Annotated in this window: 7 protein-coding genes; 1 reads left to right on the top strand and 6 read right to left on the bottom strand. The window is 74.3% G+C overall.

Annotated elements, in window-relative coordinates; genetic code table 11:
- Window positions 1-767: 767 nt before the first annotated feature.
- From ABGA99_RS09100 to ABGA99_RS09110, 3 genes are all read right to left on the bottom strand, one after another.
- On the bottom strand, window positions 768-1391 hold the full coding sequence (locus ABGA99_RS09100) for a GntR family transcriptional regulator (protein ID WP_347575385.1): 624 nt from the start codon (window positions 1389-1391) through the stop codon (window positions 768-770).
- 138 nt (window positions 1392-1529) lie between these two features.
- Window positions 1530-2912 carry a copper amine oxidase gene (locus ABGA99_RS09105; RefSeq protein WP_347575386.1) on the bottom strand — a complete coding sequence of 461 codons (1383 nt, stop codon included), beginning with the start codon at window positions 2910-2912 and terminating at the stop codon, window positions 1530-1532.
- Window positions 2905-3684, bottom strand: coding sequence for a hypothetical protein (locus tag ABGA99_RS09110; RefSeq protein ID WP_347575387.1), 780 nt, complete (start codon window positions 3682-3684; stop codon window positions 2905-2907). Before ABGA99_RS09110 ends, ABGA99_RS09105 begins: the two co-directional genes overlap by 8 nt.
- A gap of 201 nt (window positions 3685-3885) precedes the next feature.
- On the opposite strand from ABGA99_RS09110, the gene ABGA99_RS09115 reads away from it, so the two are divergent.
- A complete protein-coding gene (locus tag ABGA99_RS09115) occupies window positions 3886-7740 on the top strand; it encodes a DNA-binding protein (protein ID WP_347575388.1) in 3855 nt (1284 codons plus the stop codon).
- Between the two features lie 117 nt (window positions 7741-7857).
- Here the strand turns inward: ABGA99_RS09115 and sucB are convergent, their stop codons facing one another.
- The 3 genes from sucB to ABGA99_RS09130 form a co-directional block, all read right to left on the bottom strand.
- On the bottom strand, window positions 7858-9720 hold the full coding sequence (sucB, locus tag ABGA99_RS09120; RefSeq protein WP_347575389.1) for a 2-oxoglutarate dehydrogenase, E2 component, dihydrolipoamide succinyltransferase: 1863 nt from the start codon (window positions 9718-9720) through the stop codon (window positions 7858-7860).
- A gap of 50 nt (window positions 9721-9770) precedes the next feature.
- The gene (gene lpdA, locus ABGA99_RS09125; protein WP_347575390.1) at window positions 9771-11159 is read right to left on the bottom strand and encodes a dihydrolipoyl dehydrogenase; all 1389 of its coding nucleotides are present in this window, start codon (window positions 11157-11159) and stop codon (window positions 9771-9773) included.
- Window positions 11160-11347: 188 nt separating this feature from the next.
- Window positions 11348-12934 carry a leucyl aminopeptidase gene (locus ABGA99_RS09130; RefSeq protein ID WP_347575391.1) on the bottom strand — a complete coding sequence of 529 codons (1587 nt, stop codon included), beginning with the start codon at window positions 12932-12934 and terminating at the stop codon, window positions 11348-11350.
- Window positions 12935-13079: the final 145 nt, after the last annotated feature.

Raw genomic sequence — 13079 nt, forward strand, 5'->3', positions numbered from 1 at the left:
GTAGGCATGCCGTGCCAGCCCTACGTGCACGCGGTGCCCCTCGGAGGGCGGGGTCGACGAGGACCGGGCCGACGGGAAGACGAGGAACAGGGGCCGCCGGCAAGCGTTGCCGAAGCCGCAGCCCGACGGGCACACCGCCGCAGGGATGGCGGGCCGCCCCCGGGAGGGGCAGCCCGCCCGGCGAGTGACGGCCCTCGCGGGCCGAAAGAGCACGGCGAGTCCGGAGCGTAGCCCCGCGCGCGGCCGGGAGCGCAGCCCGGCGGCCTGCTGCGCAGCGCCTACGGGCCGGGTCGGAGCGCCCGGCGGGAGCCCGGGGCCTACCCCGCGGGGGGTGGGTCGCGAGCCCTCCGGGGTCGGGAGCGGAGCCCCGGTCAGGATTGCTAGGCAGCCGCGGGGGGCGCGGCAGAGCGTCCGGTCGGATCTAGTGCCTGCTCGGGGTGAGCCTCGCGGGGTCCTGGGGGGCGGAGCACCCGGTCGAGTCCGGGGCTTAGCCGGGCGGGGGCAGGGGAGAAGCCCCCGAGCCGAGCGAGTGCGGGGGCCTGGGGCAGAGCCCCGGCCGTGCTCGGCGCGCAGCACCGTGAAGGGCTGAGCCCACCGGGTAAGGCTCAGCGCTGGGCCCGAGGTGGAGCCCGGGTCGGGGGCGGAGCCCACGGCGTGTTCGGTGCGCAGGGGCGTCAGTCCCGCGGGGCAGGGGGCGGAGTCCCCGGGGCGAGGTCCGTGGGGGCCGGGGCGGAGGCCCGGTGGGGGTGCGGGGGCGGAGCCCCCGCTTACGCGGGCGCGCAGCCCAGGACGTGGGCCTTGACCAGTTCCGCGATCGCCGGGTCGCGGCGGCGGAAGGCTTCGACGATGTCCGCGTGCTCCTCCGCGTACGACTGCTGGCGCGTGCCCAGCCAGCGGATCGCCAGCGACGTGTAGATCTCGATGCCCAGCGACTCCCACGTGTGCAGCAGCACGCTGTTGCCCGAGGCCCGCACCAGCTCCCGGTGGAACGCCACCGTGTGCCTGACCTGCGCCCCGCCGTCGCCCTTCGCGTCCGCCTCCCGCAGCGCCGCCACGTGCGGCTCCAGCGCCGAGACGTCCGCCGCCAGCCGCGGCGCCGCCAGCTCCGCCGCGATCTGTTCGAGACCGGCCCGTACCGGATAGATCTCCTCCAGATCCGCCGCCGTCAGGTCGCGGACCCGTACGCCCTTGTTCGGCGCGGACTCGATCAGCCGCATGCTCTCCAGCTCGCGCAGCGCCTCGCGCACCGGCGTCTGGCTGACCTCCAGCTCGACCGCGATACGCCGCTCCACGATCCGCTCGCCCGGCTTCCACCGGCCGCTGACGACGCCCTCCACGATGTGCTCGCGGATCTGCTCGCGCAGCGACGGGTGGACGACGGTAGGGGGCATCGGCATCTCCTCGGTGTGCTCACAGACGCGCAGGGGGTGCAGACGAGAATACGGCGCCCCCGCCCGGACCGGAGCCGGACGGGGACGCCGCGGTGTGCGCGTCAGGCGCTGCGCGCGAGCGCGGGTGGCGCCGCTCGCTCAGTCGAAGGGATCACCGTTGTACTGCGGCTTGCGCAGCCGGTCGGGCGTGAGCGGGCTCATGTCCGTCACGTCGCGCGGCGAGAGCTGGAAGCCCTGCCAGTGCACCGGCATCGGCGTCTGGTCCTCGTCGCGGGCGATGTGGTGGAAGCCCACGTTCACCCAGACGATCGGGTGCTTGAGCTGCTCGCCGTCGGTGGCGGCGACGATGTCCTTCGCGCAGTTGCCGTCCCAGCGCCGGTTGTGGTTCGGGAACTTCTCGCACTTCTTGTACTGAGTGAAGTACACGTCCTTGCTGGTGAACTTGCGCCCCGTGTAGCGCGCGCTGTTGCTGTGCACCAGCTCCCAGGACCGGGTGTGCCCGTCGCCGTTCTTGCCCGCCGTGCCGCTCACGCGCCACCAGCGGTGCTGGTCGGAGTTGCCCGACGTCTCCTTGGTGACGTTCTTGCGAGTCGTCTCCTGCGCCGGGTAGCCGCCCTCGCCGGTGCCGGAGCGGTTCGTGTCGTACTGCTGGATCTTGGCCGGGCGGGCGCTGTCCGTCTGGAAGTCCAGCCGCCAGAAGATGTTGTGCTGGTGGCTGGTCGCGCGGTCGCGCGAGTCCTTGCCGATCGGCCAGCCCTGCTTGTCCGAGGCGTCGAAGTCACCGGGGGAGAGGTTGCCGGTGGCGCCCTCCTTGGCGGTGATGGTGCCGTCGTCGGAGAAGTTCCACTGGGTGATGTAGTAGTAGTAACCCGCCGAGTGGATCGTGTAGACGACGAGGTCGTCGCCCTGCGCGCTGTCGTTGCGGCCGTTCTCCTCGCCGACGTCCCAGCTGTTGCCGAAGTGCGCGAAGCCGCGCGGCTGCTGGGTGACGCACACCGCGTCGTACGCCTCGCCCCCGACGTTGACCGGGCGGCGGGTGCCGCCGGGGCAGTCCTTCTCCTTCAGCGACACGGGCGAGGTGCCGAGAGAGATGTCGGTGACGTCGTAGTACTCGATGCCGCCGTCGTCGTACGGCACGTGTATCTGGCCGAGGCGGGCGCTGTTGAGCACCGGGACGGCGTTGGCGGCGCCCTTCGGCTTGTACGAGACGTCCTCCAGGACCAGGCCCGCGTAGTCGTTGTTCCGGTAGCACATCTGCCACTCGGTGCCGTTGGGCAGTTTGTGCGTGATCCGGTACTCCTCGCTGCAGTCGGGCGCGGCCGCCTGCGGCGCGTGGGGCGTCGCGGCGCCCGCGGTGGGCAGCGCCGCGGGGCCCGCGGCCGGGAGGAGCAGGACCAGGGCGGCGACGGCGCCCCCGCGCCAGGTCGCGGGGCGGCGCCAGAACGCGCCCCTGCGCCGGCCGGCGGACACGTCGGAGCCGGCGAACGGCGCGTCCGGCCCGTGGGTCGTGGGGTTACGCATGGTGCACCTTCCGCTCGCTCAGGTCGATGACGAAGTCGCGGGTGTCGATCCACGGGCCGTCCTTGACCCGGGTGAAGAGCCGCACGCAGCGGTGCTCGCCGCACTTCTCCAGGCCGCCGGAGTCGCCCGGCCGCGCCGTGTACGTCATCCCCTGGACCTGCAACTGCCCGGCGCCGGTCAGCTCTTCACCGGTCGCCGCCTTGTAGTCCTGCCGCAGGCCGGCCCCGACGGGGCTGTCCACCAGCAGGTCGGCGGCGGCCTCCGCCTCCGGCGCGGCCGGCGGGGGCTGCGCGCCGGTGGACTCGACGGTGTCCACGACCTCGTTGCTGCTCAGGTTGACGCTCTTCTGGACGAGCGTGTCCCGCGCGTAGTCGTAGAAGTACACCTCGGCGATCCGGTCGTCGCCGGCGCTCACCGAGGTGTCGGCGAGGTCGGTGTTGACGAGCTGCGGCATGCCCTCGCGGCCCCGGACCCCCTCGCTCTCCGTACGCAGCGGCCGGTCCCCGGCGAGCGCCAGCTCCTCGGCGCGCTGCTCCTCGTCCGGCGTCAGCGGGTCGCTGCCCGTGCCGGTCTTCTCGGTCGGCAGCGGGGCGGTCCCCGGTCCCCCGGTGCCCGGCGTCTGAAGCGCGCCGGGCGCCGGGGACGACGCGGACACCCCCGGATCCCCCTTTTGTCGGTCGTCGCCCGCCGCGCCGAGCGGCACGGCCACGACGACGGCGGCCGCGGTGCCCGCGACGGCCGTCAACGCCCCCCACACGATGCGCTGTCGCATGCGGCGGCGGCCTCCCCCCGATGTGCTCATGGGAAGTCCCTTCACTTTGTTCGGTCCCGACCGATTAGATCGGCCGGACCGTTGTTCAGCACCCCGTTTCGGCCCTTCTGAACAATCCCCGGGGGACGTCGTACGGCGTCCGTGGCGCGGTTTATCGTGGGGGGCGACCTGGGGGAGCAGGGGAGCGAGGGGGGACCGCCCATGGGGCGGCGCGAGAAACCCGTGGATCCGTCCGCGGGCCCGGTCCAGTGCTTCGCGTACGAGCTGCGCAAGCTGCGGGCCGAAGCAGGCGGACCGACCTACCGGCAACTCGCCGCGCGCGGGCCGTACTCGGTGACGGCGCTGTCGCAGGCCGCCGCCGGCGACCGGCTGCCGTCGCTGCCGGTCGCGCTGGCGTACGCGGAGGCCTGCGGCGGCGAGCCGGACGAGTGGGAGTGGCGCTGGCGGCAGGCGGCGGCGGAGGACGCGGAACAGCCGCTGCAGCACGGCGACGCGGCGCCGCCGTACCGGGGTCTGGCGCGCTTCGAACCGGGCGACCGCGACCGGTTCTTCGGCCGCGACCGGCTCACGGCGGACCTCGTGGAGCTGGTCCGCGCGCGCCGCTTCGCGGCGGTCTTCGGCCCGTCGGGCAGCGGGAAGTCGTCGCTGCTGCGCGCCGGGCTCGTACCGGCGCTGCAGTCGGGTGGCGTACGGGGACGGGACGGCGAGGAGGCGGAGGGGGCCGGGCGGGAAGAGTCCGGGGAGCCGGCCGGGGCCGGACCGGAGCCGGTCCGCCCGCCGCCCGCCGCGCTGCGCATCCTCACGCCCGGCGAGCATCCGGCACGTACGCACGCCGACGTGCTCGACGCGGCCCCCGGCGAGGGGGACACGTACCTCCTCGTCGACCAGTTCGAGGAGGTCTTCACCCTCTGCCAGGACCCCGAGGAGCGCGCGGCGTTCCTCGGCCGCCTCCTCGCCGCCCGCGACCCGGCGCGCCGTCTGCGGGTGGTCATCGCCGTACGGGCCGACTTCTACGGCCGCTGCGCCGAGCACCGCGCGCTGACCGAGGCGCTGCGCGACGCCCAGTTGCTCGTCGGCCCCATGTCGCCGGCGGAGCTGCGCGACGCGGTGGTCAGGCCCGCGGCGGCGGAGGGCCTGATCGTCGAACGGGCCCTGACGGCGCGCATCCTCAAGGACGTCGACGGCGAACCGGGCGCGCTGCCGCTGATGTCGCACGTCCTGCTGGAGACGTGGCACCGGCGGCGGGGCCGGTCGCTGACGGAGGAGGCGTACGAGGCGGCGGGAGGCGTCCGCGGCGCCATCGCGAGGACGGCGGAGCGGGTCTACGGAGAACTGACGCCGCCGCAGCAGCAGGTCGCCCGCCGCGCGCTGCTCCGCCTGGTCTCGCCGGGCGAGGGCTCCCAGGACACCCGCCGCCCGGCACCGAGGACGGAGCTGGCGGAGATCGCCGCACACGCGGGCGCCGCCGGCGGGGGCGGGGGACCGGCCCGCCCCGGTGGTGACCCCGACCACCCCCGGGACGAGGCCGCCGACGTCGGGTACGTGCTCGAACGGCTCGTCGAGGCACGGCTGCTGACCCTCGACGACGACGTCGTCGACCTCGCCCACGAAGCCCTCCTCACCTCCTGGCCCCGCCTGCGCGGCTGGATCGAGGAGGACCGCGAGCGCATGCGCGCCCTGCGGCGGCTCACCGAGGCCGCCCACGGCTGGGAGGAGCTGGACCGCGACCCCGGGGCGCTGTACCGGGGGAGCAGGCTCGCGCAGGCCGAGGAGCTGTTCGCCGATCGGCCGCAGGAGCTGACCGGCGGCGAGGGCGCGTTCCTCGCCGCCAGCCGGGCCGCCCGCGGCAGGGAGCGGCGGCGGTTCCGCGGCCTGCTCACCACGCTGGTGGCGCTGGTCGTCCTGGCCCTGGTCGCCGGATCGTTCGCCTGGCAGCAGGACCGCGCCGCCGACGCCGAGCACCGCCGCGCCGAGGCCCGCCGCGTCGCCGCCGTCGCCGGGAGCCTGCGGTTCACCGATCCCGTACGGGCCATGCAGCTCAGCGTCGCCGCCTGGCGGCTCGCCGACACCCCGGAGACCCGCGGCGCCCTGCTCGGTGCGCTGCACCAGCGGGAGTCCGACTCGTTCGCCCTCCCCCAGGACGGCGAGCCCGGCGCGCAGCGCTTCCTCAGCGCCGACGGCCGCACCGTCACCAGCGTCGGCAAGGACCGTACCGAGCGCTGGGACGTCGCCACCCACCGCCGGCTCGACTCGGGGCCCGGCCTCGGCCAACCGGCGGACGAGGCCGACTTCCAGCTCTCGCCCGACGGCCGCACCCTCGCCGTCGCCGGCGAGAACGGCGGCGTCCGGCTGCGCCCCGGCCGCGACATCCCCGGCACGACGGGCTGGTTCGGTCCCAGCAGCCGGACGTACGTGTCGAACACCTGGTCCTTCGACGGCGAGCGGACGCACCTCGCGCTCTACGACGTACGCGACCGCAAGAGGCTCTTCTCCTACGAGGCGGGCACCGGCGACACCGGCTGGTTCAGCCAGGTCAGCCCCGACGACCGGCTCGTCGTCGTGTGCCCGGACAGCGGCGTGCCGGAGGTGTGGCACACGGGCGAGCGGCAGCGCCTGCTGCGCGCGTATCCCGGCGCCCGCGACGCCTGCGGCGCCGACACGACGTCGCTGGAGTTCACGCCCGACAGCCGCGGGATCGTCGTGATGAACGACTCCGGCTTCCGCGTGCTGGACGTGGCGACGGGGCACAAGCGGCTGGAGGTGGAGCGCGAGGGGCTGTCGGAGATCGAGTTCAGCCGGGACGGCTCGCTGGTGGCCGCCGTGGGCCCGGACGAGCTGATCGTCTGGCGCACGGCCGACGCCTCGGCGCCGGTGCTGCGGCATCCGCTGGTCAGCGAGTACGCGACGGAGCTGCGGGTGACGCCGGGCAACCGGGAACTGCGGTATCTCAGCGGCCTGTCCGGGCACGTGGTGCGGACCGTCCGGCTGGACGGCATCGCGGGCGCCGGCTGGCAGGCGCGGCGGCTGGAGGGCGCGGCGTTCAGTCCCGACGGCGGCAAGCTGGTCACCGCCCGCCGCTCGGGGGCGCGCGGCGTCTTCGAGGTGCGCGACATGCGCGGCGGCCGGACGCCGCAGACGCCGCCGCCGCTGCCGTGCCGGGTGCCGGAGGGGCTGGACCCCGTCGAGGACTTCTGCGTTCCGCTGATGGCGTTCAGCCCGGACGGCCGGCGGCTGGCGTACGCGTTGCCGAGCGTCATGGGCGACGAGCCGGAGCGGGTGCACGTGTGGGACACCGGGAAGGGCCGGATCGTACGGACGCTGGAGGTCACCCCGGACCCGGCGCGGGCCAACCCGCTGAACAGCCTGGCGTACGGGGCGGGCGGCAAGCTGATCCTCTCCCGGATACCCGACCGCGAGTCCCTGGAGGTGTGGGACGTCTCGCGCGGCGAGCGCGTGCGCCGGCTGCGCGACACCGGCGGCGATCCGCTGGCCCTGCACCCCGGCGGCAGGCTGCTGGCCACCGGCGACGATCAGCTCGTCGCGCTGCGCGGGGGCCGGGTGACGCCGCGCCCGCTGGCGCAGGACGGGGTGCGTTCCGTGGAGTTCAGCCCGGACGGCCGCTTCCTCGCCGCGGGCGACGACTCCGGCCGCATCACCCTGTGGGACGGCGAGGGCCGGCGCCGTCTCGGGGTGCTGCCCGGTACGTACCGGGGAATGCAGACGGGCGCCGCGGAGCCGGCGACGGCGCTGGCGTTCTCGCCGGACGGCCGCACGCTGGCGGTCGCGGGGCACTCGGGGACACTGCGGCTGTGGGACACGGCGTCGAACCAGTCGCTGGGCGGCAGTCTGCCGACCGCCGGCGACGAGTTGCTGGCGGTCTCCTTCAGCCCCGACGGCAGCGAGGTCTACGCCGTCGGCAGGCACACCGCGCCGCGCGCCTACCCGGCGGATCCGGAGCGGGCCCGGCAGGCCGTGTGCGCCCGCGCGGGCGGCGGGCTGTCGCGGGCCGACTGGGAGGCGTACCTGCCGGGGACGCCGTACCGGGACACCTGCTGACCGACCCCGCCCGCTTCGGCCCCGCGCGCCGGCCCGGAACACGACCGCGCCCCCGCCCGAGCTGCTGCTCGGAGCGGGGGCGCGGCCGGTGCGTACGGAACTACCGGACCGCTCGCCTCACAGGCCGATCTCGCTCTCGAACTCGCCCGCCTCCAGCAGGCCCTTGACCGCGCCCAGGTAGCGGGCCGCGTCGGCGCCGTCCACCAGGCGGTGGTCGTAGGAGAGCGTCAGATACGTCATGTGCCGCACGGCGATCGTCTCGCCCAGCTCCGGGTGGTCGACGACCGTCGGACGCTTGACGGTGGCGCCGAGGCCGAGGATGGCGACCTGGTTCGGCGGCACGATGATCGTGTCGAACAGCGCGCCGCGCGAGCCGGTGTTGCTGATGGTGAAGGTCGCGCCCGACACCTCGTCCGGGGTGATCTTGTTGTTGCGGACCTTGTCCGCCAGCTCCGCCGTCTTCCTGGCGATGCCGGCGATGTTGAGGTCGCCCGCGCCCTTGATGACCGGGGTCATCAGGCCCTTCTCCGTGTCCACCGCGATACCGACGTTCTCGGTGTCGAAGTAGCTGATCGTGCCCTCGTCCTCGTTGATACGGGCGTTGACGACCGGGTGGGCCTTCAGCGCCTGGACGGCGGCCTTGACGAAGAACGGCATCGGCGAGAGCTTCACGCCCTCGCGCTGGGCGAACGCGTCCTTGGCCCGCGCCCGCATCCGCATGATGCGGGTGACGTCCACCTCGACCACGGTGGAGAGCTGGGCCTGGTCGTGCAGGGCGCGCATCATGTTGTCGCCGATGAGCTTGCGGATGCGCGGCATCTTCACGGTCTGGCCGCGCAGCGGCGACGCCTCCAGCACGGGCGCCGCGGGCCGGCCCGCCGAGGGCGCCGCGGTGGCGGCGGCCGGGGCGGAGGCGGCGGCGCGGGCGGCCTGCTCGGCGGCGGCGACGACGTCCTGCTTGCGGATACGGCCGCCGACGCCGGAGCCCTTGACGGCGGCCAGGTCGACGCCGGACTCGGCGGCGAGCTTGCGCACCAGGGGGGTGACGTACGCGCCCTCGGCGGCGGGTGCGGGAGCCGGAGCCGCGGCGGCCGGAGCCGGTGCGGCCGGAGCCGGTGCGGGCTGGGCCGGTGCGGGCTGGGCCGGCGGAGCGGGCGGGGCCGGCTGTGCCGGAGCCGGAGCCGGAGCGGCGGGCGCGGCGGCCGGGGCGGGCGCCGCGGCGGCGGGCTGCTGCGCCGGAGCCGCCGGGGCGGCAGCCGGTGCGGCCGGTGCGGCAGGCGCCGCGGCCGCCGGAGCGGCGGCACCGCTGCCGATGACCGCCAGCTTGGCGCCGACCTCCGCCGTCTCGTCCTCCTGGACCACGATCTCCAGCAGCGTGCCGGACGCCGGGGAGGGGATCTCGGTGTCGACCTTGTCGGTGGAGATCTCCAGCAGCGGCTCGTCGGCCTCGACCTGCTCGCCGACCTGCTTCAGCCAGCGGGTCACCGTGCCTTCGGTGACCGACTCGCCCAGCTCGGGCAGCGTGACGTCGGTGCCCTGAGCACCCCCGGCGGCCTGCGCGGGCGCGGGCTGCTCGGGCGCCGCGGGCGCGGGCGGGGCCTCGGCAGGAACCTCGGCCTGCGCCGGAGCGGATGCCGGTGCCTGGGCGGGCTCCGGAGCCGGTGCGGCGGCGGGCGCGGGTGCGGGCGCGGGTGCCTGGGCCTGCTCGGCGGCGGGCGCGGGCGCCGCAGCGGCACCGCCGGTGCCGTCGTCGATCACGGCCAGCTCGGCGCCGATCTCGACGGTCTCGTCCTCGGCCACCTTGATGGAGGACAGCACTCCGGCGGCGGGGGAGGGGATCTCGGTGTCGACCTTGTCGGTGGAGACCTCAAGCAACGGCTCGTCGGCCTCGACACGCTCGCCCTCGGCCTTGAGCCAGCGCGTGACGGTGCCCTCGGTGACGCTCTCGCCGAGCGCCGGCAGGGTTACGGAAACCGCCATGGTTTCGGTTGCTCCTCACGTTCTTTGCGGATGGTGGGCGTCTCCGTGGCTCAGTCGTGAGCGTGGAGCGGCTTGCCGGCCAGCGCCAGATGGGCTTCGCCGAGCGCTTCGTTCTGCGTCGGGTGCGCGTGGATGAGCTGGGCCACCTCGGCCGGCAGCGCCTCCCAGTTGTAGATGAGCTGCGCCTCACCGACCTGCTCGCCCATGCGGTCGCCGACCATGTGCACGCCGACCACGGGGCCGTCCTTGACCTGGACGAGCTTGATCTCGCCCGAGGTCTTGAGGATCTTGCTCCGGCCGTTGCCCCCCAGGTTGTACTTCAGCGCCACGACCTTGTCGGCACCGTACGTCTCCTTCGCCTTCTCCTCCGTGATGCCGACGGACGCGACCTCCGGGTGGCAGTACGTCACCCGCGGCACGCCGTCGTAGTCGATCGGCACCACGTCGAGCCCGGCCAGCCGCTCCGCGACGAGGATGCCCTCGCCGAAGCCGACGTGCGCGAGCTGGAGGACCGGGGTCAGGTCACCGACGGCGGAGATCGTGGGCACGTTCGTGCGCTTGTACGCGTCCGTCAGGACGAAGCCGCGCTCCATGGCCACGCCCTGCTCCTCGTAGCCCAGGCCCTGCGAGACCGGGCCGCGGCCGACCGCGACCAGCAGAAGCTCGGCCTCGAACTCCTTGCCGTCGGCGAGGGTGACCTTGACGCCGTCCTGGGTGTACTCCGCCTTCTCGAAGAAGGTGCCCAGGTTGAACTTGATGCCCCGCTTGCGGAAGGCCCGCTCCAGCAGCTTGGAGCTGTTCTCGTCCTCGGCCGGGACCAGGTGCTTCAGGCCCTCGATGATCGTCACGTCGGTGCCGAAGGACTTCCACGCGGAGGCGAACTCCACGCCGATGACGCCGCCGCCCAGCACGATCGCCGACTTCGGCACCCGGTCCAGGACCAGCGCGTGCTCCGAGGCGATGATGCGGTCGCCGTCGATCTCCAGGCCCGGCAGGGACTTCGAGTACGAACCGGTGGCGAGCAGCACGTGCCGCCCGCTGTACCGCTGGCCGTTCACGTCCACCGAGGTCGGCGAGGACAGCCGGCCCTCGCCCTCGACGACGGTGACCTTGCGGGAGGCGATCAGCCCCTGCAGGCCCTTGTAGAGGCCGGCGACCACGCCGTCCTTGTACTTGTGCACGCCGGCCATGTCGATGCCGTCGAGCGAGGTGTTCACTCCGAAGGATGCGCCTTCGCGCGCCTGGTCGGCGAGCTCCCCGGCGTGCAGCAGCGCCTTCGTCGGGATGCATCCGCGGTGCAGGCAGGTGCCGCCCACCTTGTCCTTCTCGATCAGGGCGACGTCAAGACCAAGCTGAGCGCCTCGCAGGGCGGCGGCGTAGCCACCGCTGCCGCCTCCGAGGATCACCAGGTCGAAAACGGTGCTGGCGTCGTTCGCCACGTCACGTCCTCCATGCATGTGCGCCGGTGGCCGGCCGTGGTGCGGCCGGGCGGCGGCTCCTTATCGGCCGCTCTACTACTGAGGCCCTGTCCTGCCACCAGCCATCTTCGCACTTGTCGCCGGAAGACGGAGACGCGGGCCGCACCCCGCCGGGCCGAAGACCGGTCGCCGGCGGGCTGCGGTGCACGTCAGACCAGGTCGCCGTGCGCTGCCTCCTCGGCGATCGCGACCAGCGTGCGCACCGCGGAGCCGGTGCCGCCCTTGGGGGTGTAGCCGAACGGTCCCGCGGAGTTGAAGGCCGGGCCCGCGATGTCCAGGTGCGCCCAGGTGATGCCGTCGCCGACGAACTCCTCCAGGAAGAGCCCGGCCACCAGCCCGCCGCCCATCCGCTCGCCCATGTTGGCGATGTCGGCGATCGGGGACTCCATGCCCTTCTTCAGCTCCGGCGGCATCGGCATCGGCCAGGACTGCTCGCCCGCCGCCTCGGCGAGGACGTGGATCCGGGTCCGGAAGGCGTCGTCGTTGGCCATGATGCCGAAGGTGCGGTTGCCCAGGGCCAGCACCATGGCGCCGGTGAGGGTCGCCACGTCGATCATGTAGTCGGGCTTCTCCTCCGACGCCTTCGTCAGCGCGTCGGCGAGGACGAGCCGGCCCTCGGCGTCGGTGTTCAGCACCTCGACGGTCTTGCCGCTGTACATCCGCAGTACGTCGCCGGGGCGGGTGGCGGAGCCGGACGGCATGTTCTCGGCGAGCGCCAGCCAGCCGGTGACGTTCACCGGCAGCTCCAGCCGGGCGGCGGCGGAGACGGCGGCGAGCACGGCCGCGGCGCCGCTCATGTCGCACTTCATCGTCTCGTTGTGGCCGGCGGGCTTGAGCGAGATGCCGCCGGAGTCGTAGGTGATGCCCTTGCCGACCAGCGCGATCGTCTGCTCGGCCTTCGGGTGCCGGTGCTCCAGGCGGACCAGCCGGGGCGGGGTCTGCGAGCCCTGGCCGACGCCGAGCAGGCCGCCGTAGCCGCCCTTGGCGAGCGCCTTCTCGTCGGTCACCGTGACCTTGAAGCCGTGCTCCTTGCCGGCCTGCTGGGCGGCGGCGGCGAAGCCGGTGGGGTCGAGGTCGTTGGAGGGGATGTTGACCAGGTCGCGCGCGCGGTTGACCTCGTCGGCGAGCACGGAGGCGCGCTCGACGGCGGCGCGGTGGGCCTTGTCGCGCTTGCCGCCGAGGAGGGCGATCTCGGCGAGCGCGGCCTTGGCGCCGTTGCCGTTCGCCTTGCCCTTCGCGGCCTTGCCGCCCTTGGTGCCCTTGTCGTCCTTCGCGTCCTTGGCGTCGGCGGCCGCGCCGCCGTTGCGGTAGGTGTTGAAGGCGTACGCGCCGAGCAGCGCGCCCTCCGCCACGGCGGCGGTGTCGTCGGCGACGTCCAGCGGCAGCGCGAACGCGGCCTTCTTCGCACCGGCCAGCGCGCGGGCGGCGCTGCCCGCGGCGCGGCGCAGGGTCTCCGTGTCGTAGCCCGCGCCCTTCTCGGGCACGGCGCCGAGGCCGACGGCGACGACGAGGGGCGCCTTGAGGCCGTCGGGGGCGGGCAGCTTCGTGACCTCGCCCTCACCGCCGGACGCCCCGAGGGCCTCCAGCACGGCCCCCAGCTTCCCGCCGTACGCCTCGTCGACCGCCTCGGCGCCGGGGGCCGGCACGGGACCCTTGGGGCCCTTGGCCACACCCACGACGACGGCGTCCGCACGCAGGCCGGCGGCGGACGAGGAACTGAGAGTCAGAGCAGTCACGGTGGTGAAGATCCATTCTCGGGTGCGGGTTTCGGGGAATGTACGCGGCATCGTATGCGGTACGACGCCCGCGGAGGGCGGCGGGTTGACGGCGGGTTTCCCCGCGTACGGGCAGGTGGCGGGGACCCGCCGCGGGGCGCCGCGG

This window comes from Streptomyces sp. B5E4, assembly GCF_039871555.1.
GTDB lineage: Bacteria > Actinomycetota > Actinomycetes > Streptomycetales > Streptomycetaceae > Streptomyces.

Excerpts from the sequence above, each read along its gene's own strand:
- ABGA99_RS09110 (WP_347575387.1), bottom strand. The coding sequence starts at position 3,684 with ATGCGACAGCGCATCGTGTGGGGGGCGTTGACGGCCGTCGCGGGCACC.
- sucB (WP_347575389.1), bottom strand. The coding sequence starts at position 9,720 with ATGGCGGTTTCCGTAACCCTGCCGGCGCTCGGCGAGAGCGTCACCGAG.
- ABGA99_RS09100 (WP_347575385.1), bottom strand. The coding sequence starts at position 1,391 with ATGCCCCCTACCGTCGTCCACCCGTCGCTGCGCGAGCAGATCCGCGAG.
- ABGA99_RS09105 (WP_347575386.1), bottom strand. The coding sequence starts at position 2,912 with ATGCGTAACCCCACGACCCACGGGCCGGACGCGCCGTTCGCCGGCTCC.
- ABGA99_RS09115 (WP_347575388.1), top strand. The coding sequence starts at position 3,886 with ATGGGGCGGCGCGAGAAACCCGTGGATCCGTCCGCGGGCCCGGTCCAG.